The following is a 23,529-nucleotide window of genomic DNA, read 5'->3' on the forward strand; positions in this document are numbered from 1 at the left end:
AGCAGCCTTCGGACAGGGCAACTGGGTTGCCCGCCGGCAGTGGAACGGCACATCCCGGAATCGCCTCTAGGGATTCGCACCAGTCGTTTCCCGAAAGGCAATGTTGATATGGCCGTCGATTCATCGAGCGTCACACAAGAGCGGGACCACGAGTCACGTGATGAGCGAGGTATCGGCGGCCGAGGCACCTCGTCGTCATGGCGGACCGCCTGGCCCCTGGCACTGTCGCTGCTGCCCCTCGGTCTGCTCGTCATGGCGTCGTGGATCGGCCGGTACGTGCGCCCGAGTGCGGACGAGTGGTGCTTCCTGCCGAGCGTGCGCGACCACGGCATATCCGGGTTGATCGGCAAGTTCTATTTCACCGACAATGGACGGGTCGGCAACGGTCTGCTGGTGGGTCTCTACGCCCGGTTCCCGGTCGCCGGGCACCAGTGGTTCGGGCTGATCAGCGGCGTGCTCATGCTGGCGCTGCTGTGGGCGCTTGCGGTTCAACTCCTGCGCAGGGCCGACCTGGAGGTGCCGCGCGGTCTCCCCCTGCTCGTGGCCTCCATGATCACGGCGGTGTTCCTCTTCGCGACGCCCAATACGTACAAGACGTTCTACTGGCCCGCGGCCTCCGTCTCGCACACCGTCGCACCGGTGCTCGCCTGTGCTGTCGTCATCCCGCTGCTGCGCGCAGGTGGCCGCCGCAGCCGTATGGCCGCCCTGGCAGTCGTGTTCACGGCAGGCGTCTTCATGGGCACGCTCTCCGAGGAGGCGTCGGTCGTCGCGCTGGTGGTGCTGTCCTGTGTGGTGCTGTTCGCGCACCGCGTCTTCGCCGTACGGGTCAGGGCCTTCGCACGGCGCTGGTCGCTCCTCGGGATGGCCGGCATCGTCGTCGGCACCGTCGTGCTGATGACGTCTCCCGGGTCACGCAACCGCCGCGAGCACTACGGCGCCGACCGCGCGTCCATGCTCGCCCCCGAATCGCTGCTGGGCTCCCTGCGCGGGTACGGGCAGATCCTCGAGACGATCCTGACCACCTGGCAGTACACCGGAGCAGTCGCCGCCGGCGTACTCCTCGGCCTGCTGGCACGCGGCCGCGCCCGGCGGCCCGCGGCCCTGCTCCCCTGCCGCCCTGTGCTGCTCACCAGTCTCGGCGCCGCGGCCTTCCTGGTCTCCGGCTACCTGTGCACCGTCATCACGTATCCCGTCTTCGGAGCAGACGTCGTGACGACGGAACGCACATGGAACGACTACCTCCTGCTCTACGTGATGCTGCTGGTCGGCGCAGGTGCCTTCATCGGGCGCTCGCTTCGGCAGCGTGTGGGGCGTACTGGCGTGGCGTCCTTTGCGGCCGCGGCGGTGTGCGCCCTGGCGGTGCTGGGACTGGTCGGTCCGCTGAACGGGCTCGGGGACGCGATGCAGGTACGGGCCGAGAAGTGGGACCGCCAGGACCGGTATCTGCGCGAGCAGGCGGCACACGGCGCCAAGGTCGCGCCGTACACGCCCGTTTCGGTCGCCCAGATGCTGGAGCCGTTCAGCAACCAGGGCCGCAGGATCTGGCCGGCGCAGTGTGTCGCCGACTACTACCACCTGGACAAGGTCACTGACGCGACGCGGCGTCCGTGAGCTCGCGGGCGGAGGCGGCCGCGCGGGAGGTGTTGGTCTCCCGGACCACGTAGTGGGGCCGCCTCTTGGCCTCGTGGTAAATGCGGCCGACGTACTCGCCGATGACACCGAGCGTGGCGAGCTGGATGCCGCTGAGGGCGACGATGGCGGTGATCAGGGTCGCGTAGCCCGGGGTGTCCACACCGTCGAGCAGGACGTTCGCGATGATCCACAGTGCGTAGCAGACGGCGGAAAGGAAGAGCCAGAGTCCGGTGTGGATCGCCATGCGCAAAGGGCGGCTGTTGAAGGAGAGCAGACCGTCGATGCCGTAGTTGAGCAGATGCCGGCCGCCCCACTTGGACTGCCCTGCCGCCCGCTGCACATTCTGGTAGGTGAAGCTGACGGTGTCGAAGCCGATCCAGGAGAAGAGCCCCTTGGAGAACCGGTTGCTCTCCGGGAGGGAGAGGACGGCGTCGACAGCGCGGCGCGACAGGAGCCGGAAGTCGCCTGCCCCGTCGACGATTTCGACCTCCATGAACCGGCGCACGAGACCGTAGTACGCCCGGCTGAGCGTCCTGCGGACAGGGCCTTCTCCTGACCGGTCGCGCTGGGCGATGACCTGGTCGAAGCCGTGCCGGTGCAGCTCCAGCATGCGCGGCACGAGCTCCGGAGGATGCTGGAGATCGGCGTCCATGAGGACGACCACTTCGCCGCAGGACATCCTCAGCCCGGCGAGCATCGCCGCCTCCTTGCCGAAGTTACGGCTGAAGGAGGTGTAGCGCACGCGAGGGTCGGCGGCCGCAAGGTCCAGGAGGTGGATACGGGTCCGGTCGCTGCTGCCGTCGTCGACGTAGCAGATCTCGAAGACCGTCCCGGTGGGCTCGAGAGCGGCGACAAGTTCCGCGTGAAAGGCGCCGATCACCTCACTCTCGTTGAAGCAGGGTACGACGACCGATGTATGGACCGTTGTCATCTCTCTCCATGCGCTGAGGTGCGGGGCGGGCTGCGTAGCGGTGCAACTCGTCGCGTATGGAGGATGGTCGGCAGGCCGCGGAGGTTGCCTCCCCGCACTCGCCGTGGGCCCCGATGTCACCCCGGGGAGAGTGTTCGGCGTGCGCCGACAGCCTGCCTCTCGGGCGGCCTTACGTCACGCCACGCGACGTCGGCGTCCCGTGAGTCCTGCGCAGCCACTCGTCGAGAGCGAGGAAGTCCGCTTCGGTGAGGCCCTGGCGAGGGTCGACACAATGAAGCAGAGCCCGTCCTCGATGGTGTGCGGATACCCAGAGCCGATCGGTGCCGGTGATCTCGTCGTCGACCCAGACGAACGAGCGACCAGCTGCCCAGTCGACAAGGGCGCGGGTTTTCCAGTGCAGCCCTTTCCTCTCGTCCCGCTCATCAGCCTCGGACGGCTCAGGCCAGACCACCACCGGCAACTGCGGCAGGCCGATCCGCGGGGCGATGCACTCGTTCGCGTCGCCCATCCATGTCGTGGCCCAGACCAGTTCGCACGGCAGCGCCGTCAATCGGGGCCCGTGCCCGGGATTGATCCTGGCCACAAGTGGATGGGAGTCGGCGCCCAGTGGTTCGGAACCCGAGTGATAGGTCGGATACCCGTCCGGATACCGCTCCGGCGCCCCGCCGAAGGGAATGAGTGGTCCGTCCACATCGAGGAAGAGCAATGGGCGCTGGGCAGAACCGGTCACGACCGCACGATATCCCGTGCCCGGTGCTCCGACGTGGGGCGCCGGGCGCCCGCCGCGCCCGTCATGCGAGTGCTGCCGCCAGCAATTCCGCGGTCTTGGCGACGAGCGGTTCGTCCGCCGGTGAGCGGGCGTCGTGTTTGGTGGAGAGGACGGCCAGCACGATGGGTGCTCCGTCGGGCGTCCAGGCGACGCCGACGTCGTTGGTGGTCCCGTAGTCGCCGGTGCCCGTCTTGTCCGCGAGGGTCCAGTCCTTGGGGAGGCCTGCGCGGAAGCGAGACCCGCTGGTGGTGTTGGCGAGCAGCCATGCGGTCAGCTGCTGCCGGTCCTGGGGTGCGAGTGCGTTGCCGAGTACGAGCCGGGCGTAGGTCCGCCCGATGGCGCCCGGGCTCGTGGTGTCCGTCACGCGCCACGGTTCGGCCGAGTTCAGCTTGGGCTCCCACCGGTCGAGCATGGTCGTCCGGTCCCCGATCGAGCGGCAGAAGCTGGTGACGGCCGTCGGGCCACCGAGCTCGTGGAGCAGGAGGTTCGCCGCGGTGTTGTCGCTGTATTCGATGGCGGCCGCGCACAGTTCGCCGACGGTCATGCCGTGTGCCAGGTGCTCGGGCGTGCCCGTGATGGGGGCATAGCCGGATTCGGCGACGTCCTTCTCGGTGTACCGGATGCGCTTGGCGAGGAATTCGCCGTGCCGGTCGAGGTCTCTGAGGACGGCAGCGGCCGCGATCGTCTTGAAGACCGAGCAGATCGGAAAGAGCTCGTCCGCGTGGTGCAGCACGGTCCTGCCTGTGACTGTATTGCGCGCGAAGACGCCGAGCCGGGCGGAGTGCTCCCGTTCAAGGTTGGCCAGGGCCCGAGAAAGGTCGTCCTCCGCGCCGGGCGGCACCGCCGAGGCCTGAGCGTCCGTGGACACAGCAACCGCCAGCGCCGTCGCGGCACCCAGGGTCAGAATCGCGCGGCGGCTCGGGCGCGTTGTGAAGCTCTCCAAGATCACTCTCTCCTCTGACGACGACCAGCGTTCCTAGATCCAGACGGTTCGTAGATCCAGACAAGCCGGGCAGTTCCTTCGGTTCCCCCAGAGGCGCCATGTGACGTCATTACGCCCCCGCTGGCCGAGACCCGTCACCTCATACCGATTCCTCCTTGCTGAAACGGCAAGGAACATTGCCGTGCCCACGGCGTCGGACGCAGGGTGTCGGCATGACTGAGATGAACAAGCGAGACATCGCCGATCTGGATGCTGTGGTGGTCGGGGGCGGCGCAGCCGGGCTGTCGGCGGCGCTGACTCTGGCCCGGGCCAGGCGTTCGGTGCTGGTGGTCGACTCCGGGGAGCCGCGCAACGCTCCCGCCTCCGGGGTTCACGGATTCCTCTCCCGGGACGGCGTCGCGCCCGGCGAGCTGTTGCGGGCCGGCCGGGAGGAGGTCACCGGATACGGCGGGCAGATCGTGCCGGATCTGGTCACCGGCGCCCGTCGTACCGGCGAAGGCTTCGTCGTGGACACCGCGAGCGGCCGGAGTTACGGCGCGCGGCGTCTGCTGGTGACCACGGGGCTGGTCGATGAGCTTCCCAACGTGCCAGGTGTGCGCGAGCGGTGGGGCCGTGACGTACTGCACTGCCCGTACTGCCATGGCTGGGAGGTGCGCGACACGCCGATCGGCGTGCTGGCGACCGGTCAGGGGGCAGTGCACCAGGCGTTGTTGTTCCGGCAGTGGTCGGCGGATGTGACCGTGTTCCTGCACACCGCAGGCAACCCGGCCGAGGAACAGTGGGAGCAGCTTGCCGCGCGCGGTATCGACGTGGTCGACGGTGAGGTTGTCGGGCTCGATGTCGACGACGACCGTCTCACGGGAGTGCGGCTGGCTTCGGGGACGTGTGTGCCCGTACGGGCCCTGGCGGTGGCGCCGCGCTTCGAGGCGCGCGGTGAAGTGCTGTCGGGTCTCGGCCTGGCAAGCGTGGAACACCCGCTGGGCGTGGGCAGCTACGTGGAATCGGACGCGAGCGGTTTCACCGGCGTCCAGGGGGTATGGGTGGCGGGCAATGTCACCGACCTCATGGCCGGTGTCGCCGTGGCCGCGGCCACCGGTGTGCAGGCTGCGGCGGCGATCAACGCCGACCTCGTGGCCGCCGATACGGCGGCGGCGGTCGCCAGCCGCGCCGGCGCTCAGGGCCGGCAGACATTCAGCCCGGCCGCGGAGGCCGCCAACTGCGAGCGAGACGTGCGCGACAGCCGCGACGGCAGCGAAGCCCTGCTCCGCCCCGGACACCGCTCCCACGGCTGATCCGGCTCGGCGCTGTCTGCGACAACCTGCGCCGACATCCTCCCCCCGTCACGGCGATGGGCCGAGCGCGGCTACCGCGACATCCGGTACCGGAACGAGCCCGACCGGGGCGGGCACCTCCCGGCCGCCGAGCAGCCGGGCCTGTTCAGCGCCGAACTCCGGGAATCCTTCCGCCTCGTAGGCTGACGCGGCCTGCGCACCCTCCGTCAGGTCGAGCGGGCCCGCAGATGAGCCCGCTCGCCCTGCAGGCCGAACAGGACCAGCAGCTCCACGGCTTCTGTGCCCGCTGCCCCCAGCCAGTGCGGTACGTGCGTGTCGAACTCCGCGACCTCGCCGGGTTTCAGGACCAGGTCCTGGTCCCCGAGAAGCAGCCGCAGCCTGCCGTTGAGGACGTAGAGCCATTCGTAGCCCTCGTGCGTCCTGGGATCCGGGTCGGCCGCAGGCCCCACCGCCGGGATGACCAGCTTGTACGCCTGCATCCCTCCGGCCCGGCGGGTCAGCGGCACGAACGTCATCCCGTAACGGCGCACCGGACGCAGATGCACCCGCGGATCGCCGGTGTGCGGCGCGCCGACCAGCTCGTCCAGCGGGACGCCGTACGCACGTGCCAGCGGCAGCAGCAGTTCCAGGTTCGGCCGCCGCCCGCCGCTCTCCAGCCTCGACAGCGTGCTCTCCGAGATGCCGGTCGTCTCCGCCAGAGCGGCCAGGGTGATGCCGCGCTCACGGCGGAGTTCCCGCAGGCGCGGCCCCACGGTGGCCAGCACGTCGTTCAGCTCGTCCATGCCGCCACCTTGCCGAAACGGCATGAAGCTTTGCAAGCCGGTCCGTCGGCGGATCACTCTCGAGCGCGAAAGCCTCCCGCCGCACACGCAGCACACCTCGCCCAGCGAACAGAAAGGCATCACCATGACCGACAGCACGCACGAAGCGAACGACACCAGCGAAGCCGAACGCTTCTGGGAAGGCCACTACAGCGGCCGCGAACCCGTGTGGAAGGGCACGCCAAACCCCGTACTGGCCGCAGCCGCACAGCCGTTGGCACCCGGCAAGGCGCTCGACCTGGGCTGCGGAGAAGGCGGTGACGCGGTCTGGCTCGCCCGCAGCGGCTGGCGGGTCACCGCCGTCGACGTTTCCTCAACTGCCCTGCAGCGCACGGCCGATCACGGCCGCGCGGCCGGAGTCGGCGACCTTCTCACGACCGAACGGCACGATCTGGCCCGCACGTTCCCCACCGGCAGCTTCCACCTCATCTCCGCCCAGTATCTGCACACACCCTTGGATTTCCCCCGGGCACGCGTCCTGCGTACGGCAGCCCAGGCCCTGACCGCCGGCGGTCTCCTGCTCATCGTCGACCACGGCTCGGTCCGCCCCTGGGCATGGAACCCCGACCCGCACACCCAGTTCCCCACCCCCGAACACGTCTACAAAAGCCTTGAACTGAACCCCGCCCACTGGCACGCCGAACGCCTCGACCGCCCGCAACGCCTGGCCACCGGCCCGGACGGGCAGACCGCCACCGTGACCGACAATGTCATCGCCATCCGGCGAACCACCTGACGGACGGCGGGTAATTCCTCGCGCTCGGCGCGCTCGTCATCTGCTCACGCCCGGCGCCGGGTCGGCGCCGACGCGAGCGTCCCGCATGTCCCGTACAAAGCGGAGGCCTTGGCGACCGTCCAGCTCGATCTCGCCGGCAGGAGCGAATCCCGTACGGGCCAGCACGGCTCGCGAGCCGGGGTTGTCGAGGGTCGTGACAGCTCGCAGCGTGGTCAGTCCGTACTCTGCGGCAGCCAGGGCGCAGACCTCACGAACGGCGGCAGTAGCCAGTCCCCGCCCAGCGGCGTTCTCCGCGATCCGGTATCCGAGCTCGGCCGAACCGTCCTCCACATCAACCAGGTTGACCCGCCCCAGGACCTCACCGCTGCTGCCCACCAGTACGTGGAAGAAGTGCAGCCCGGCGGCCTGCTCGGCCATCAGCTCACGGTGCCGCGCATCGAAGTGGGCGAAGTAGTGGTCGCCACGGTCGGGAACCGACGCGGCGAAGTAGGCCCGATTCTCCTGCTCGAACCGGAGCAGCTCCGGGGCGTGGTCGAAGCGGAGGCGTTGGAGTTGAGGCATGCCGCGATGTTACGCACGCTCACGCGGCGTCGCTTCGGTGAGGGCTTGCAGGACGCCCGCCACGGTGGGGACCAGGTCGCCGGGAATGTGGTCGAGGACGCGGCGCCGGGCGCTGGCGAGGTGGGCGGGCTGGGCCGCTGCGACGCGGGCTCGGCCGGTGTCGTGAGGCCGGTGTCGATGCCGCGGGCGTCGACGCCGTGGCGTTCCGGCCTCGCCCACACCGTCGTCCGGCCCGGCTTCCTGTACGGCGGGCCCGCCACGACCTCGATGACCGGCCAGTGGTTCGCCGCCGCCGAGGCCGGCCACCCGGTCTTCTACGGAGACACCGAGAAGCGCTGGAGCTGGGTCCACGTCGACGACCTCGCCCAGGCGTACGTACGCATCCTCGGCAACCCCGCCACAGTCGACGGCGAGACCTTCGTCATCGCCGACGAACAGCGGCTGCGCGCCCTGGACGTCCAGTACGCCGCAGTCCGCGCCGCCGGCCACGCCGGCGAGATCTCTCTGGATGGAAGGCCGCGCGGCCCACCGACTGACCAGTCCGAAGTCCAGTCGGAAATCATTTGCCGGACGGGCCTCTAGACTCGGCGAATGGCGAAGTACTTCGACGTGCACCCCGACAACCCTCAGCGGCGCACGATCAGCAGTGTGGCTGACAGCATCCGGTCCGGGGCGCTCGTCGCGTACCCGACGGACTCCTGCTATGCGCTGGGATGCCAGCTGGGCAGTCGTGACGGCATCAGCCGGATCCGGTCGATCCGGAACCTCGACGATCGTCACCACTTCACCCTCGTGTGCCAGAACTTCGCGCAGCTGGGTCAGTTCGTGCACATCGACAACGACGTGTTCCGCGCGATCAAGGCGGCGACACCCGGCAGTTACACCTTCATCCTGCCCGCGACGAAAGAGGTGCCGCGCCAGTTGCTGCACCCGAAGAAGAAGACGGTCGGAGTGCGGATTCCTGACCACGCCGTGGCCCAGGCTCTCCTCGCCGAGCTCGGAGAACCGCTGCTCTCCAGCACCCTGCTGATGCCCGACGAGGACGAGCCGATGACACAGGGCTGGGAGATCAAGGAGCGACTCGACCACGTGGTGGACGCGGTCGTCGACTCGGGCGACTGCGGCACCGAGCCGACGACCGTCATCGACTTCTCCGGCGGCGAACTCGAGATCGTACGCCGAGGGGCAGGCGACACCGCGCGCTTCGAGTAGCCGCGCCGTTGGTCACCCTCGCTGGTTACGCGGAGTACGGCGGACGCGGGCGAGGACGAGCACCGTGTCGTCGTCCGGCGGGTCGGGCAGCAGGCTCGCGAGCATACGGTCCGCCGTCTCTTCCAACTGGCCCGAAGCTCCTCGGAGTTCGGCGCGTACGGCCGCCAGGCCCACTTCGATGTCCTTGCCGCGTGTTTCGATGAGGCCGTCGGTGTAGAGGGCGAGAACGGAACCCTCAGGCAGAGTGATCTCGATCGTTCTGAAGCGCTGACCGCCCACCCCAAGCGGAATTCCCAGGACCTCGCTGATGGTCTCGACCGTGCCGTCCGGATGGCGCACGAGAGGCGGGGGATGCCCGGCGCTGGCGATGCGGGCGCGGCCGGTCGTGGGGTCGTACACGATGTAGAGGCAGGTCGCCAGCTCGATCCCCGCCTCCTGGGCGCAGGCGTCGAGTTCGGCGAGCAGGTCGTCCGGTTGCTGATTGTGCCTGGCCAGCGCCTTGGCGGTGAGGCGCAGCCTGCCCATGGCCGCGGCTGCCGGTACTCCGTGTCCCATCACGTCGCCGACGACCAGGGCGACCCGGTCGCCGGACAGGTTGATCACGTCGTACCAGTCGCCGCCGACCTCGGTGATGTGGCTGCCGGGCAGATAGCGGTGGGCGACCTCCACGTAAGGGCTGGTCGCCGGCGCACTGGGAAGCAGCGCGCGCTGGAGGGTGAGGGCGATGTCCTGTACTCGGCTGAAGAGGCGCGCGTTGTCGAGGCAGAGTGCGGCGCGGGAGGCGAGCTCACCGGCCAGGCTGAGGTCGTCGTCGGTGAAGACGGGCCGGGCGGCGGAGCGTCCGAAAATGGTGAGGCCCTGGACCGTGCCCCGGGCGATGAGCGGGGCGATGATCATGCCGACCAGACCGCTGTCTCTCAGCAGCTGGGCGCGGGCCTGGTGAATGACGGTCCGTGTCATGAACTCGTCGTTCACCAGGACGAAGACGGGGCGGCCCGTCTGCAGCATCCGGTGGATGGCCGAGCCGGGCGGGTAGGTGACGGTCTCCAGCCCGCTCACGAGTTCCGTGGCGGGAGGGGGCAGGACGGTACCGGAGGCGATCCGGCGGGTGACCAGCGGAAGCTGCGGGTTGAACACCTCGGGTTCGTCCATCCACTCCACGACTTCGACGACGGAGGCGTCCGAGAAGTCGGGCACGGCGGCCGCGACCAGCTCCCGGGCGGTGACATCCACGTCCAGGGTGGTGCCGATGGAGGCCGCGGCACGGTCCAGCAGGGCCAGCCGCTGACGGCCGGCGGTTGCCTCCATGATGGCCTGCTCCCGGTCGGTCACGTCCACCAGCAGTCCGCCCACTCCCGAGTGGGAGCCGACCGCGCCGCTGAGCGGGAAGAGGCTCACCGACCGCACCTGATCGCGATCCGGGTGCCCCGGCGTCCGTACGCCGACCAAAGCGCCCACGACGTGCTGTCCCCGCGCGGCGACGGCACGCAGCATCCGCTGGTACTCGCCGCCGTCGGACGTGATCATGATCTCTTCCATGCGCCGCCCGAGGTGCTCCTCGATGGGGAGGCCGTCCATGTCGGCGAGCGCCTGATTGAGGTGGACGTAGCGCAACTCCTCGTCGAGCATGACCAGGCCGATGGGGCAGGTCTCGAAGAGGGCATCGAGGAAGGCCAGGTTCGTCTTCACCCGATCGAGCTCGTCACTGCGGCTCGCCAGGGCCATGACCACCGAACGGCCCCCGGCGCCGGTCACGGGAAACACCCTGAATCCGCAGTCGAAATCTGCGCCGTCCCGGTGCCGTGCCGCCAGCCGGCCGCGCCAGTACCCCAGCCTGCGGCCCCGTTCCGCCAGCCGTACCGAAGCGTCGGGGGCGCCTCGCGGTGGATCCGCGAAGAGAACACCGGCAGGCTGGGACAGTACAGCCGCGGCGTCGTGCCCGAAGAGGTCCTGCGCGCCGGGCCCCCAGTAGCAGACCCTGTCTTCCTCATCGATGGCGAAGACGGCGATCGACACGTGCTCCAGCAGCGTCCCGGGCTCGGACCAGAGCGGACCAGGAGCCTTCTCGCCCTCCGACCGAACGGACGCCACCGACCATCGCCTTCCACCCGCGGCACGCACCCCCTCGACCGCACAGGGAAGGCCGGACGAGGCTCAGGCGCCTTTGTCCTACATTGTGCAGGGTTCAGGGCGACTGTGTACGGGTGGCGCCTTCCCGACCGGGCCGGTCAGGCCGCGGTGCCGGTCACGATGCCGATGACCCGCAGGTAGAGCCGTTCTGCCACCGAAGGAGTCCCGAGCCTCAGGCCCGCGCTTCTTGGCTGCGGCGGGTGGGCCCGGATGTGCAGCCGACGCGGTCGTCGGCGCCCGGCTCCTGGACCGGCCCGCCCAGGTTCTCTGAGCGCTCAGGCCGGGTGAGGGCCGGGGCGGGACCCGGTGCGCCGTCCCAGGAGTTCCGCCAGCCCTCGGCGGGTGGCGGCGAGAACGACACGGTCCTGGGGCCGCAGGACGTAGCCAGGGTGGAGGTCCCACAGCAACCCGGCGCCGGTCCGGTCGGCTCCGTACGGACGGGATGCGGCGAGGTCCGGCCGGCGCCCCGAGGGCTCCGCCGTGTCCAGAGCGATCACCCGCCACGCGCCGGGCCGAAACGCCTCGGCGACGGTGCGGCCCTCGAACCGCGGATGCCCGGCGACATCGAGCACGGCAAACAGCAGAACCTTGCGCTCCACAGGGATGGCGCCGAGTATCTGACGGCCCATCATCGCCCCGGCGAACGCGGGGGCCGCGAGCGTGGACACACTGCGGCTGCGGGTGAGCGCGTCGGGGTGCGCGGCCCGCAGGGTGCGGTAGACGGCGGTGGCGAAGTCGTCCTCGTACAGCCGCAGCGCGACCCGCAGATCCGGCTTGACGGTACGGGCGTACAGCGCCGCTTCGAGGTTCGTGGTGTCGGCACTGGTCAGCGCCAGCAGGGCATGGGCCCGATGGATCTTGGCAGCTTCCAGCACACCCTCGTGGGTGACATCGCCCAGCACCACGGGCACGCGCAGCCGGCGCGCCAGCGGGATGCCCCGCGCCTCCGGATCCTCCTCCACGCACACCACCGGGATGCCGAGTTCACGCAGCCGGGCCAGCACCCGCGTGCCGACCTTGCCCAGGCCGAGCAGCACGACGTGCCCGGACAGTCCCCGCGGCGGACGCAGCAGGCCCGCCGCTCCGCGGAACGCGCCGAGAGCCTCCAGTGATCCGGCGACCAGGACCGGCAGCAGCGCAAGCCCCACCAGTCCCGAAAGGAGCTGGAGCACCTGGCGGGCGGTGGGTTCACCGACGGCCGGGTCCCCGATCGCGAACAGGTCGAGGAGCGTGAGGTACGCGGCGTGCAACGGATGATCGCCGGTCGTGAGCCAGGACGCGACGGCGAGGGCGACCACGGCCGCGGCGGCACCGGCGAGCGCACGGCGCAGCCGACGCGAGAAGATCTCCCTCAGTGGGGCGCCCCGGCCGGCCAGCCGACGGGACGGCACCGGCAGCCCGGCGTACGAGATCGTCTCCAGCACAACAGTCCCCCGTCCGGTGGCCGCCGCGACCGTGGCGTCGTCGGGCAGCAGACTCGGACCTTGAGGGCCGCTGCTGTCCGAACCCTCGGCGCCCGCAGGGTCGTTGGTGGTGGACGACAGCAGGGCGAGCGTGCACAAGCCGGGATCGGGTACCTCGCCGGGCCCCGGCGGGGTGCGCTCAACGGCCCGCAGCAGCAGCCCGCCGGCCTGCACGACCTTGCTCGTACCGGCCACCGCTGTGGCGGCCAGGGCGGGCGCTGCCGTGTCCGCGTCGGACAGCACGGTGGTGGAGGCGTCCAGCGCGGTGACGTCCAGACCGGGCATGGCGACGACGGCAGCCTGGTCGAGCAGGCCCTCCAGGTGCTGGCCCAGCTTGCGGTTGTAGAGCCGGATCACCAGCCGCAGCCGGGGGTTGAGCCGCCGGGCGGCCAGCGCGGCCCGGATGTTCATCTCGTCGTCGTCGTACACGAGGGCCAGGGCCGCGGCCCGCTCCACACCGGCCTGACGCAGTGCCTCCTCCGAGGGCTCGGCAGCCTCCACCTCCCGTACCGGAAGGAGGAATTGGCCACTGGAACCGACCTCGTCGGCACCACCCGGCCGGTTCATCGCGGCGGACACCCGCCCGAAGAGCGCAGACGTCCGGATGCGGTTCGGCGCCACAGCGGGCTGCCCACCTGTCGAGGAGCGGGCGGGCGGGACGACCAGCGTCACCCGCTCCCCGTAGACGTCGTGCAGTTCGGAGGCGAGACGGGCGGCCAGCGCGTCGTCACCGCAGACAATCATCTGCCCTTCGGGGACGCCGTGTTGAGGCTGCTGAGGAAGAAGTGAGGACACAGCCCCAAGACTCCCCTGCCGGGCCCGCGGGGTTGAACCCGGGGTATCGGGGTCGGCCCGTCGTTACGACGCGGCTCCGGTGGTGGCCCCGCCCGTACGAGGGCGGGGCCACCAGTGCGTACTACCGCGACGGCATCGCGCTCAACACGCTGCCCGGTACCGGGGCGTAGCCGGTGGCCCGGCTGGTGAAGGTGCCCCGGCCCTGGGTTCGGCTGCGCAACCGGGAGGCATAGCCGAACAGTTCGGCCAGCGGCACGGTCGCGGTGATCACTGCCGTGCCTGCCCGGGCGGTCGAGCCCGAGATCCGGCCGCGCCGTGCCGCCAGGTCGCCGAGGACTCCGCCGACGGCGTCTTCGGGCACCGTGGCCGTGACCTCGGCCACCGGTTCCAGCAGCACCATCGCGCAGGCGCGCAGTGCTTCCCGCAGCGCGAGCCGACCTGCCGTACGGAACGCCATCTCCGAGGAATCCTTGGGATGGGTGGCCCCGTCCGTCAGGGTGACCCGCAGCCCGGTGACCGGGTTGCCGCCGAGCGGCCCTTCAGCCAGAGCGTCCCGGCATCCGGCCTCCACCGCCCGTACGTACTCCGCCGGCACGCGTCCGCCGACGACTGTCGAGGCGAACTCGAAGTCGACCGCACTGCTGCTGCCGCCGTCGAACTCCGCGACGTCCAACGGCTGTGCGTCGAGGACGACATGGGCGAACTGCCCGGCGCCACCATCCTGCTTGACGTGGCGGTACACCAGCCCGGACACCCCACGGGAAACCGTCTCCCGGTACGCCACCTGCGGCCGGCCGACGCTGACATCCAGCCCGTGCGCACGGCGCATCTTCTCCGCCGCGACCTCCAGATGCAGCTCGCCCATGCCCGACAGCACCGTCTGACCGGTCTCGCGGTCGGTGCGGACCCGCAGCGACGGATCTTCCTCGACCAGTCGTGCCAGCGCCGACACCAAACGGTCGGTGTCGATGCTCCTGCGGGCCTCAACCGCCACGGAGACCACCGGATCAGCCACCGTCGGCGGTTCGAGGATCAGCGGCGCCGCCGGTGCGCACAGCGTGGCACCGGTGCGTGCCGCCTTCACTCCGACCACCGCGACGATGTCTCCGGCCACTGCCCGTTCCACCTCCGCGTGCCGGTCCGCCTGCACGCGCAGGATCCGGCCGACCCGCTCGGTGCGTCGCGCCTGCACGTCCAACACCGCCTCTCCTCTGCTGATCGTTCCCGAATACACCCGCAGGTAGGTCAGCCGTCCCGTGGCGGTCGCGTTCACCTTGAACACGAGCGCGGCGAACGGCGCGGACGGGTCGGCGGCCCGCTCCTGCTCCGAGCCGTCGACGGTGCCGCGCACCGCCGGTACGTCCAGCGGCGAGGGCAAGTAGGCCACGGCAGCGTCCAGCAGCGGCTCGATCCCGCGGTTGCGGTAGGCCGATCCGCACAGCACGACCACGGCGTCACCGGCGAGTGTCAGATCCCGCAGCGCTGCCGCCAGCGTCTGCGCGGAGACCGTTGACTGTGCACAGAATTCCTCCAGGGCGATCGGGTGGAGTTCCGCCACCGCCTCTTCGAGCAGCCGACGGCGCCGGCGTGCCTCGTCCTGCAAGTCCTCCGGTACGGGACCGTCCTCGAAGGTGTCGCACCCGTCGGACCAGACCAGCGACCGCATACGGAGCAGGTCCACCACGCCGGTGAACCCGTCCTCCTGACCGATCGGCAGCTGGACCACCAGCGGAACCGTATGCAGCCTTGCCCGGATCGACTCGACCGCCAGGTCCAGGTCGGCACCGGTACGGTCCAGCTTGTTGACGAAGGCGATACGCGGCACCCCGTGGCGGTCGGCCTGCCGCCAGACCGACTCGCTCTGGGGCTCGACCCCGGCGACGGCGTCGAACACCGCGATGGCGCCGTCGAGCACGCGCAGCGAGCGCTCCACCTCGTCGGCGAAGTCGACGTGGCCGGGAGTGTCGATCACATTGATCCGGTGACCGTCCCAGTCACAGCTCACCGCAGCAGCGAAGATCGTGATCCCGCGATCTCGCTCCTGCGAGTCGAAGTCGGTGACGGTCGTACCGTCATGGACCTCGCCACGCTTGTACGTTGCGCCGGTCACATAGAGGATCCGTTCGGTGACGGTCGTTTTGCCGGCGTCGACGTGGGCGAGGATGCCCAGATTGCGGACGCCGGTGAGCGGATTGTCGAAGTGACGGTTTTCGGTGCGCACAACTCTGGCCTTTCAGGAATGACCGACAGCAAGTCAGCGCGATTTCCCGGACGGACCACGACCTGCACTCAGGCCAGGCACAAACCCCTCAAGGCGGAGCAACGTCCCGTGAAGTTTCCGAGGGCGTTGGTTCAGGCCGAACAGACAGGGGGTCAGGTGTTCGTCGCGGAGATCCGGCGTGGGCCGCGCAGCCGACGCCGGACAGACGAAGACACCAGGATCACCTCGTACCGTGACGGGGGAACAACGACAGCGGTGCGGTCACGCACGGCCCGGCTCCCCTCACTCGTCAAGGCGCGCGCTGCGATCTTGTAGCGCGCGATTCCTCGTGAGTGTAGGGAACTTGGTGTGGCGGGAGCACGGGGTTTTTTGCGATGCGGCCGCTGCGCCGACTTTCCGCACGCAGCGGCGGCCTTCACCCACGGGATGCTCGTACGAACAGGAGCGACGGCGGCGTCCGAGCCTCAAGGAGACCGGCTCAGGCTTCGCCGCCGCGCGCCCGCCCAGCCGGTCGCGACACTCGCGCGAACGGCGCCCAAGGCACTCCACGGCGAGGGAGACACCGTATCCCGGGGGCCATACGGGCGACCGGCGGCGCCGTTGGCGCAGCCGGGCGAGACGGGAGAGCACGAACAGGGCAATGCTGGCCCCCACTGTTCTCCGAAGAGGAAGGTTTCTCCATGCTGGAGCGTTCCCGCCGCAAGAACGACACAGAGATCACGTTCGTCATCCCCGCGGACCAGCCTTGCGGCCACGTCAGTGTCGTCGGCGACTTCAACGACTGGCAGCCCGGCGCCCATCCTCTGGTGGCGAGAGAGGACGGCACCCGCGCCGTCACGCTCAATCTGCCCCCTGAGCACAGCTACGGATTCCGCTATCTGGCAGCCGGCGACTACTGGTTCAACGACGAACACGCCGACGCCCACGACGGCCACAACAGCATTCTGCACACCTGATCCCCGCCACCCCTTGTGCCCGCCGCCGCGAAATCGCGGGGGCGGCGAAGTCCGGCCACCGTCCGTAGGTGGCCGGGAATCGCCCCGCGAGGCAGGCGCCGGCTGGGCGACCTCTCCCGCTCCTCGGCGTCACCGGCCACCGGGACGCCGAGCGCTTGGCCCGCGGCAACGCGGCCGACCTGCGCCGGCTCGCCGCCCGGATCACCGCTCTCGCCGACGTCCCCGCACGCCCCACGCCCCGCCCGCCCTGCTCGCCGGCCCGTTCCTCAAGGCGTGGCCGCCCGGATGTCCTGGATACGGCGCCAGGGCTGGTCGGCCTCCAGCGCGAACGCGATTTCCAGCAGCGTGCGTTCGTCGCCGTTCCTGGCGGAGAACATCACCCCGATCGGCAGACCGTCCTCGGTCGCCATGCGCGCGGGCAGGGAGATCGCGGGGCTGCCGACCACATTGTTCAGCGGGGTGAAGGCGACGTAGGAGGTGAGCCGCTCGATGAGCGTCTCGTACGGCACACCGGGGCTGAGATGGCCAAGGCGCGGCGTGGTGTGTGCAAGGACCGGCGACAGGACGAGGTCGTGGTCGCGGAAGGCCGCCGCGTACGCCTCGCGGGAACGGCCCAGCCGGCGCAGCACCGCCGGAGTGCTGCCCAGCCGGCGCCGGTAGTGGTCGCGCAGGCCACGGCTGAGACCGTCCATACGGTGCCGGTCGAAGTGGCGGTCCAGCCGCTTGCCCGTGGCGCCCACGAGGAAGGACAGCAGGCCCCAGTAGGTGATGAAGTCCTCGGCGAAGTGTTCGTCCAGCACGATCCGTACCGGCTCGACCGTGTGGCCCAGCTTCTCCAGCGCGGTCGCGGTGTCCGTCACGGCAGCGCGGGTGGCCGCGTCCGTGGTGACGCCGCTCGGGGAATCGAGCAACAGCCCGATACGCAGACGGCGTTGGGACGGCCCCTCGACCAGGCCGAGTGGTGGCAGCTTCGGGTTGCGCCAGTACTGCTCCGCGGCAGCGAAGAACGCGGCGGTGTCCCGTACGGACCGGCTCAGTATCCCGTCGCTGACCAGGTTGATGGGCAGGGTGCGGCCCTCTTCGTTGGCGACCAGCCTGCCGCGGGTGGCCTTGAGGCCGACGAGCCCGCAGCAGGCGGCGGGGATGCGGATCGAGCCGCCGCCGTCGTTGGCGTGCGCGATCGGCACGGCGCCGGCGGCCACGAGCGCGGCGCTGCCGCCCGATGAGCCGCCCGAGGAGTGCCCCGTGTGCCAGGGGTTGCACACCGGTGGCGCGTTCTCGTACTCGGTGGTGGCGTTGAAACCGAACTCCGGCAGCCGGGTCTTGCCGAGCACCGTCACGCCGGTGCTCAGGAACTGCCGGGCGAACGGCGCGTGCCGCCGCGCGGGCCGCGCCACGTACGCGGAGCTGCCGAAGCCCGTGGGCAGACCGCGGTAGTCGATGTTGTCCTTGATGAAGGTCGGCACCCCCGCGAAGGTCCCCGGCCCGCCCGTGGCGGAGGCGACCGCCTGCTCGTAGGCAGGTACCTGTACGGCGTGCAGATCCCCGCCGGCCTTCCGCACCCGCTCCACGGCGGCCCGCGCCACCTCGACCGGATCGGCTTCTCCGTCGCGGATCAGCCGGGCCAGGCTCACGGCATCGTGCTCTCCCAGCACATCGTCACCAAAGGCATGGACAACGGTCGCGCTCAGGGGATCGCTCACACAGGCCTCCGCCACGGTTGTCGGGACGCAATCAACGCTATGCCGCGCGGGCCCCGGCCACAACGAGTCCCAAGCCTCTTGGCCGATGGCGACTGCACCGGGCACCAGCACAGGCACCGGCACCGGCACCGGCACCGATCGACCGTCCACCGCCTCGGATAGGCTGATATGTGCATAGCGGCACCCGAAAGCTGCACCCCCACCGGAAGATCGCCAGGGAGTGGTCGGCAGGCAGAGGCCCCCACACCCCGGTGCGAGGTCATCGCGTGGACACACACCAGTCGACGAGTGATGTACCGGACCACCCCCTGTCGGCGGTCGGATACGCCGGTGTGCTCCGTGACCTGCTCCCCATCGCACTGTGGCGGGCGGATGCGCAGGGCCGCGTCGTGGAGTGGTCGCTCGCCGCCCGGGAGCTGCTGGGCTACGCGCCGGAGCAGCTGCTGGGCCGGTACGGGATCCCGATGCTGGTCCCCGAGCCCAACCGAGAGCTCGCCGATCAGCTGACGCAGAAGGTCATGGCGGGTGAGGCGGTTGTCGGAGCCCTCCCTCTGGTGCACCGCGACGGATACCTCGTGCCGATGGAGATGTGGATCTGCCCGAGTGCGGACCCGCGGGGCGGCACGGGCATTCTGGCCATCGCGGTGGAGACCTCCGCGGTGCTGAGAATGCGGGATTCGCTGGCGGCCATGGAAGGCCTGTTCACCCAGTCCCCCATCGGTCTGGCCATGTTCGGTCCCGATCTGCGTTTTCTACGGGTCAACGACGCTCTGGCGCGGATGAATGGCGTCTCCGCGGCCCAGCACCTCGGCAGGCGGCCGGCCGAGGTCACACCCGGAGTCAACGCCGCCGCGCTGGAGAGGGTGATGCGGCAGGTGCTGGACCGCCGCACGGCGGTGGTCGACGTGCGCCGCACCGGTCGAACCGCGGGCGATCCCGATCACGACCGGACCTGGTCCTGCTCCTATGCTCCGCTGCTCGGCAACGACGGGCGGCCCCTGGGACTGATCGGTTCCCTGATCGACATCACCGACGGGCAGCAGGCGCAGGCCGAGGCCGAGCGGGCGAGGCAGCGCTTCGCCCTGCTGGCCGAGGCCGGCGAGCGCATCGGGACCACCCTGGACCTGCGCCAGACCGCCGAGGAAGTGGTGCAGGTGCTGGTGCCCCAGCTGGCCGATTCGGCCGACGTACAGCTGCTGGAGGCGGTGCTCGAGCCCGATGACGCCGCCGCATCCACCCAGGGTGTGGTGCGTCGTATGGCGGCCGCCTTCCCCGATCCGTCCGCCCCCACCGCGAAACTGTCGCCGGGCATGACCTTCCAGGTCCCCCTCGGCTCGGTGTACGAGCAGGTCATCGCGGACGGGCGCCCCATGAACCTCTACCAGGCCGACATCCCCGAGCTGATCCCCGATCCGCAGGCCGAGCGACTGCGGGCCTACCTCAGTGCCCGCATAGGGTGCGCGCGGCTGATCCCCGTGGTGGCTCGCGGCAAGGTGCTCGGCGCGGTCGTGGTGACGCGTACCCGCAGCCGTGAGCCGTTCGACGAGCAGGACTGCGTACTCATGGACGAACTGGTCGCCCGGGCCGCGCTGAACATCGACAACGCCCGCATGTACACCAGCCAGCGGGAGGCGGCCCTCACTCTGCAGCGCAGCCTGACGAACTATGCGCTGCCGGACGTGAGCGGCCTGGAACTCACCGGGCGCTACCTCCCCGCCAGCGACCACGAGGTCGGCGGCGACTGGTTCGACGTCATCACCCTGCCCGAGGGCAGGACCGGTCTTGTCATCGGGGACGTCATGGGGCACGGAATCCATGCGGCGGCTGTCATGGGCCAGCTGCGCACAGCGGTGCGAACGCTGGCACGCCTCGACATCCCGCCGGCTCAGATGCTGCGTTCCCTGGACGCCGCCGTGGCCGATCTCGGCGAGAACGAAATGGCTACGTGCGTCTACGCGGTCCACGACCCGGCCGCCGGCGGCTGCCTGATCGCCAGGGCGGGCCATCCGCCTCCGGCCCTGGTCGATGCCCGGGGGACGATCGCGTTCCTCGACGGCCCCTCGGGTACGCCCCTGGGAACGGGCGGACAGGACTTCCGGACCGAGGAGGTGCCCCTGCCCCCGGGCAGTCTGCTGGTGCTCTATACCGACGGCCTCATCGAAGCCCGCGACAGAGACCTCGACCAGGGCATGCAGCAACTCGCCCAGGCGCTGCGGCACCTCGACCACCCTCTGGAGGAGATCTGCGACCGTGTACTCGGCCAACTGCTGCCCTCCGCGGCGCAGGACGATGTGGCGGTGCTCCTCGCGAGAACGCTGCCTCGACCGGTGCCGGTGAGGGATCACCCCGAGCCCCATCGCATGGGCGGTCCAGCCCGGGTAGTGCCAGGGTGGTAGTGATGGACACACCGGTGACGACGTTCAACGAGGGCCCGGATGACCCGTTCGCGGTGCGGCGCGCGGCGTGTGGCGTGCTGGACGACCGCGGCAGGATCGTGGGCTGGAGCAGGCGGGCCGAGGCGCTCCTCGGTTATCGGCCCGAGGAAGCGCTCGGGCGGCCCGCGGTCGGCTTCCTGCTCGACCCCCGTGACCACGAGTTCGTGATGGACGCGGTGGCGGAATGCGTACGGGACCTGGGGTGGTACGGGATCGTGCCCGTCCGGCACCGCGACGGCCGTCGCATGGAATTCGGCTGTCGCGCCAGGGTCGTCGCCAGGGGCGACGACTCCCCACGCGAGTGGTTTCTCGTTGCCGCGCCCGCGGAGGAAGTGATCCAGTGGGAGACGGACCGGTCGGTCCTGGACGGACTGTTCCGCCGCTCCCCCATCGGTCTGTCCGTCCATGCCCCGGACTTGACGATCCTGCGTGTGAACCGGGCGATCGCGAGGTTCAGCGAGATATCGGTCGAGCAGCACCGCGGGCTGCGTACCAGCGACTTCCTGATCCAGCAGGACACCGACACGGTGGAGAGGCAGTTGCGGGAGGTCCTGCAGACGGGCCAGTCGTCGATCTTCACCGAGCAGCCCGCCCGTCTGCGGCGGGATCCCGGCCGTGAACTGGTCGTGTCGGTATCGGCATTCCGGATGCACGACTCCTCCGGGCGGATCCTCGGCGTGACGCAGACGGTCGAGGACGTGACCGACCGCTACCAGGCCCGGCGACGGCTCGCCCTGCTCAACGAAGCCAGTGCCCTCATCGGAACCACGCTGGATGTGGCGAAGACGGCGGACGAACTGGCCGGGGTGGCGGTCCCGGGCCTCGCCGACTGTGTCTCCGTGGACCTGCTGGAGACGGTGACCCGCGGGGAAGAGCCCACTCAGGGGGGAGTGCTCGGCCCGCTGCGCCGGACGGCGGTCCGCAGCATTCTGCCGGACACGGCGGAGGTGATGTATCCGCTGGGACACACGATTCACATCCCGCCGGAAACCATGCAGGCGAGGTGCCTGGCCGAAAGGCGTCCCATCCTCGACGCGCATCTGGAGGGCGCCAACACGTGGCTCACCATGGACCCGGACCGGGCTGAGCGCGCTCTCGCACTGGGCATCCACTCGCTGATGGTGGTGCCGCTGGTCGCGCGGGGGCTCGTGCTCGGCCTGATCAGTATGTGGCGGTCTCGGCGGCTGGAGTCGTTCGAGGAGGACGACCTCACTCTCGCCGAAGAGTTCGCCTCCCGCGCCGCCGTCTGCATCGACAACGCGCGCCGCTACACCCAGGAGCACGAGGCGGCGCTGACCCTGCAGCACAGCCTGCTCCCCCACGAGGTTCCCGGGCACCCGGCGGTCGAAGTCGCCCACCGTTACCTGCCTGCCGACGCCACGACCGGTGTCGGCGGCGACTGGTTCGACGTCATCCCGCTCTCGGGGCTGCGCGTCGCCCTTGTCGTCGGCGACGTCGTCGGCCATGGCATCCACGCGGCGGCCACTATGGGCCGGCTGCGTACGGCCGTACACACCCTGGCGAATCTCGACCTCACCCCGGACGAGGTCCTCTCCAACCTCGACGATCTGGTGGACCGACTGGCCGCCGAGCAGGAGCCGACCGACGAACGTTCCCCTCAAGTCGTCGGCGCGACTTGTCTGTACGCGGTCTACGACCCGGTCTCGCGGCACTGCGCCCTGGCCCGGGCCGGCCACCCGCCGCCCGCGGTGGTGTCACCGGGCGGGCAGGTCCACCTCCTCGACATCCCCGCAGGTCCGCCGCTGGGCCTGGGCGGGCTACCGTTCGAGGCCGCCGAACTGAAACTGGCCGAGGGCAGCCTCCTGGCCCTCTACACGGATGGCCTCATCCGGGGCCGGAAGCGAGACGTCGACGAGAGTCTGGCCGATCTGTCGGGGGCGCTGGCGGCACCCGCCCGTTCGTTGGAGGACACGTGCAGGGCGATCGAGGTCGCGCTGCTGCGCGACCGGCCCACCGATGACGTCGCCGACGACGTGGCCCTGCTCATCGCCCGTACCCGCGTCCTGGCGGCGGAGCAAGTGGCCACGTGGGAGCTGCGCGTCGAGCCGACCGCAGCTGCTCGGGCCCGGGCGCTGGTGGCGTCCCAACTGGCCCAGTGGGGACTGGACGAGATGGCCTTCACCACGGAGCTGATCGTCAGCGAGCTGGTCACCAACGCCTACCGGTACGGCGGCGGGCCGATCACCCTGCGGCTCATCCGTGACGGCCACCTCATCTGTGAGGTGTCCGACACCGGCAGCACCTCACCGCACCTCCGCCGGGCCCGATCCACCGACGAGGGCGGCCGCGGACTCTTCCTGGTGGCCCAGCTCACGGAGAGGTGGGGGACGCGGTACACGCGCGACGGCAAGACGATCTGGACCGAGCAGCGGGTGTGAGAGTTCGCATTTGCATGCCTATGCACTAAATGGCATACTTTTGCTATGCATAGCCCTCTACCCGAGGAACATGACCTGATGAACACCGGAGCCCACCCCCACGCTCCTGCCCCCCGCGCGAACATCGCCCTGGCCCGCGACTGCGACGAGTGCCGCGGCTGGGGAAGCGTGGTGAACGATGGCCGCTACCAGCTCTGCCCCTTCTGCCAGGACCTGAGCACCTGACCACGGACCGCGCCGCCCGACTCACAGGGGCCTCAGGCCGCGACGGCCAGCCGCCCGCGGGAGGGCATTGTCGTGACGACAGGCCGATGCGGCGGAATGATCTCACCGCCCGGCAACAGCTCGCCGGTGTCGTCGAAGACGACCGTGCCGTTGCACAGAAGGCTCCAGCCCTGCTCGGGATGCGCGGCGACGACGCGGGCGGCGTCACGGTCGGGGTGGTCGGCGGTGGGGCACGCGGGCCGATGTGAACACATCTCACGTCTCCGATTCTTGATCGTCCGGTACTCGCTGATCCTTGCTGCTGG

19 protein-coding genes are annotated in these 23,529 nt (G+C 70.1%); 9 read left to right on the forward strand and 10 right to left on the reverse strand.

All coding sequences use genetic code 11. From position 1 onward, the window contains the following. The first annotated feature begins 108 nt into the window (after window positions 1-108). The gene (locus OG741_RS03080) at window positions 109-1,611 is read left to right on the forward strand and encodes a DUF6056 family protein (protein WP_405594856.1); all 1,503 of its coding nucleotides are present in this window, start codon (window positions 109-111) and stop codon (window positions 1,609-1,611) included. On the opposite strand, the gene OG741_RS03085 is transcribed toward OG741_RS03080, so the two are convergent. The 3 genes from OG741_RS03085 to bla all read right to left on the reverse strand — a co-directional run bounded on the left by OG741_RS03085 (window position 1,586) and on the right by bla (window position 4,275). Then, window positions 1,586-2,563, reverse strand: coding sequence for a glycosyltransferase family 2 protein (locus OG741_RS03085; RefSeq protein ID WP_405594858.1), 978 nt, complete (start codon window positions 2,561-2,563; stop codon window positions 1,586-1,588). The genes OG741_RS03080 and OG741_RS03085 overlap by 26 nt on opposite strands. Window positions 2,564-2,732: 169 nt before the next feature. Next, window positions 2,733-3,293 carry an HAD domain-containing protein gene (locus tag OG741_RS03090; protein WP_405594860.1) on the reverse strand — a complete coding sequence of 187 codons (561 nt, stop codon included), beginning with the start codon at window positions 3,291-3,293 and terminating at the stop codon, window positions 2,733-2,735. 61 nt (window positions 3,294-3,354) lie between these two features. Continuing rightward, a complete protein-coding gene (gene bla / locus OG741_RS03095; RefSeq protein WP_405594863.1) occupies window positions 3,355-4,275 on the reverse strand; it encodes a class A beta-lactamase in 921 nt (306 codons plus the stop codon). Between the two features lie 212 nt (window positions 4,276-4,487). On the opposite strand from bla, the gene OG741_RS03100 reads away from it, so the two are divergent. After that, entirely contained in the window at window positions 4,488-5,567 is a 1,080-nt protein-coding gene (locus tag OG741_RS03100; RefSeq protein WP_405594865.1) for an NAD(P)/FAD-dependent oxidoreductase, read from the forward strand. Window positions 5,568-5,773: 206 nt separating this feature from the next. On the opposite strand, the gene OG741_RS03105 is transcribed toward OG741_RS03100, so the two are convergent. Beyond that, window positions 5,774-6,349: a helix-turn-helix domain-containing protein gene (locus OG741_RS03105; protein WP_405594867.1), complete on the reverse strand. Its 576-nt coding sequence runs from the start codon at window positions 6,347-6,349 to the stop codon at window positions 5,774-5,776. Between the two features lie 124 nt (window positions 6,350-6,473). Between OG741_RS03105 and OG741_RS03110 the strand changes: the two genes are divergently transcribed. Then, on the forward strand, window positions 6,474-7,124 hold the full coding sequence (locus OG741_RS03110) for a class I SAM-dependent methyltransferase (RefSeq protein ID WP_405594869.1): 651 nt from the start codon (window positions 6,474-6,476) through the stop codon (window positions 7,122-7,124). Window positions 7,125-7,160: 36 nt separating this feature from the next. Here the strand turns inward: OG741_RS03110 and OG741_RS03115 are convergent, their stop codons facing one another. Then, window positions 7,161-7,685 (reverse strand): GNAT family N-acetyltransferase, encoded by a 525-nt coding sequence (locus OG741_RS03115; protein WP_405594871.1) that lies wholly within the window; start codon window positions 7,683-7,685, stop codon window positions 7,161-7,163. A gap of 6 nt (window positions 7,686-7,691) precedes the next feature. On the opposite strand from OG741_RS03115, the gene OG741_RS03120 reads away from it, so the two are divergent. Further along, window positions 7,692-8,267, forward strand: coding sequence for an NAD-dependent epimerase/dehydratase family protein (locus OG741_RS03120; RefSeq protein ID WP_405594873.1), 576 nt, complete (start codon window positions 7,692-7,694; stop codon window positions 8,265-8,267). Window positions 8,268-8,276: 9 nt separating this feature from the next. After that, window positions 8,277-8,897: an L-threonylcarbamoyladenylate synthase gene (locus OG741_RS03125; protein ID WP_266485619.1), complete on the forward strand. Its 621-nt coding sequence runs from the start codon at window positions 8,277-8,279 to the stop codon at window positions 8,895-8,897. A 12-nt stretch (window positions 8,898-8,909) separates the two neighbouring features. Here the strand turns inward: OG741_RS03125 and OG741_RS03130 are convergent, their stop codons facing one another. From OG741_RS03130 to fusA, 3 genes are all read right to left on the reverse strand, one after another. Further along, window positions 8,910-10,988, reverse strand: coding sequence for a SpoIIE family protein phosphatase (locus OG741_RS03130; protein ID WP_405594876.1), 2,079 nt, complete (start codon window positions 10,986-10,988; stop codon window positions 8,910-8,912). A gap of 314 nt (window positions 10,989-11,302) precedes the next feature. After that, a complete protein-coding gene (locus tag OG741_RS03135; RefSeq protein WP_405605359.1) occupies window positions 11,303-13,234 on the reverse strand; it encodes an NAD-binding protein in 1,932 nt (643 codons plus the stop codon). A 172-nt stretch (window positions 13,235-13,406) separates the two neighbouring features. Further along, window positions 13,407-15,506 carry an elongation factor G gene (fusA, locus tag OG741_RS03140; RefSeq protein ID WP_405594878.1) on the reverse strand — a complete coding sequence of 700 codons (2,100 nt, stop codon included), beginning with the start codon at window positions 15,504-15,506 and terminating at the stop codon, window positions 13,407-13,409. A 680-nt stretch (window positions 15,507-16,186) separates the two neighbouring features. Between fusA and OG741_RS03145 the strand changes: the two genes are divergently transcribed. After that, window positions 16,187-16,462: an isoamylase early set domain-containing protein gene (locus OG741_RS03145; RefSeq protein ID WP_405594880.1), complete on the forward strand. Its 276-nt coding sequence runs from the start codon at window positions 16,187-16,189 to the stop codon at window positions 16,460-16,462. Between the two features lie 266 nt (window positions 16,463-16,728). Here OG741_RS03145 and OG741_RS03150 read toward each other — a convergent pair whose 3' ends face one another. After that, complete coding sequence (locus OG741_RS03150) at window positions 16,729-18,165, reverse strand: amidase (RefSeq protein ID WP_405594882.1); 1,437 nt, start codon at window positions 18,163-18,165, stop codon at window positions 16,729-16,731. Between the two features lie 266 nt (window positions 18,166-18,431). Between OG741_RS03150 and OG741_RS03155 the strand changes: the two genes are divergently transcribed. From OG741_RS03155 to OG741_RS03165, 3 genes are all read left to right on the forward strand, one after another. Beyond that, window positions 18,432-20,561 carry a SpoIIE family protein phosphatase gene (locus OG741_RS03155; protein WP_405594884.1) on the forward strand — a complete coding sequence of 710 codons (2,130 nt, stop codon included), beginning with the start codon at window positions 18,432-18,434 and terminating at the stop codon, window positions 20,559-20,561. A 2-nt stretch (window positions 20,562-20,563) separates the two neighbouring features. Further along, window positions 20,564-22,999, forward strand: a complete 2,436-nt coding sequence (locus OG741_RS03160) for a SpoIIE family protein phosphatase (protein WP_405594886.1) — start codon at window positions 20,564-20,566, stop codon at window positions 22,997-22,999. Between the two features lie 78 nt (window positions 23,000-23,077). After that, the gene (locus OG741_RS03165) at window positions 23,078-23,224 is read left to right on the forward strand and encodes a hypothetical protein (RefSeq protein ID WP_405594888.1); all 147 of its coding nucleotides are present in this window, start codon (window positions 23,078-23,080) and stop codon (window positions 23,222-23,224) included. A 32-nt stretch (window positions 23,225-23,256) separates the two neighbouring features. On the opposite strand, the gene OG741_RS03170 is transcribed toward OG741_RS03165, so the two are convergent. Then, window positions 23,257-23,478 carry a DUF5999 family protein gene (locus OG741_RS03170; protein WP_405594890.1) on the reverse strand — a complete coding sequence of 74 codons (222 nt, stop codon included), beginning with the start codon at window positions 23,476-23,478 and terminating at the stop codon, window positions 23,257-23,259. Between the last annotated feature and the right edge of the window lie 51 nt (window positions 23,479-23,529).

The organism is Streptomyces sp. NBC_01410 (assembly GCF_045040195.1).
Classification (GTDB): Bacteria; Actinomycetota; Actinomycetes; order Streptomycetales; family Streptomycetaceae; genus Streptomyces.

Excerpts from the sequence above, each read along its gene's own strand:
- OG741_RS03080 (WP_405594856.1), top strand. The coding sequence starts at position 109 with ATGGCCGTCGATTCATCGAGCGTCACACAAGAGCGGGACCACGAGTCA.
- OG741_RS03085 (WP_405594858.1), bottom strand. The coding sequence starts at position 2,563 with ATGACAACGGTCCATACATCGGTCGTCGTACCCTGCTTCAACGAGAGT.
- OG741_RS03100 (WP_405594865.1), top strand. The coding sequence starts at position 4,488 with ATGACTGAGATGAACAAGCGAGACATCGCCGATCTGGATGCTGTGGTG.
- OG741_RS03105 (WP_405594867.1), bottom strand. The coding sequence starts at position 6,349 with ATGGACGAGCTGAACGACGTGCTGGCCACCGTGGGGCCGCGCCTGCGG.
- OG741_RS03110 (WP_405594869.1), top strand. The coding sequence starts at position 6,474 with ATGACCGACAGCACGCACGAAGCGAACGACACCAGCGAAGCCGAACGC.
- OG741_RS03115 (WP_405594871.1), bottom strand. The coding sequence starts at position 7,685 with ATGCCTCAACTCCAACGCCTCCGCTTCGACCACGCCCCGGAGCTGCTC.
- OG741_RS03120 (WP_405594873.1), top strand. The coding sequence starts at position 7,692 with ATGTTACGCACGCTCACGCGGCGTCGCTTCGGTGAGGGCTTGCAGGAC.
- OG741_RS03125 (WP_266485619.1), top strand. The coding sequence starts at position 8,277 with ATGGCGAAGTACTTCGACGTGCACCCCGACAACCCTCAGCGGCGCACG.
- OG741_RS03135 (WP_405605359.1), bottom strand. The coding sequence starts at position 13,234 with ATGATTGTCTGCGGTGACGACGCGCTGGCCGCCCGTCTCGCCTCCGAA.
- OG741_RS03145 (WP_405594880.1), top strand. The coding sequence starts at position 16,187 with ATGCTGGAGCGTTCCCGCCGCAAGAACGACACAGAGATCACGTTCGTC.
- OG741_RS03160 (WP_405594886.1), top strand. The coding sequence starts at position 20,564 with ATGGACACACCGGTGACGACGTTCAACGAGGGCCCGGATGACCCGTTC.
- OG741_RS03165 (WP_405594888.1), top strand. The coding sequence starts at position 23,078 with ATGAACACCGGAGCCCACCCCCACGCTCCTGCCCCCCGCGCGAACATC.
- OG741_RS03170 (WP_405594890.1), bottom strand. The coding sequence starts at position 23,478 with ATGTGTTCACATCGGCCCGCGTGCCCCACCGCCGACCACCCCGACCGT.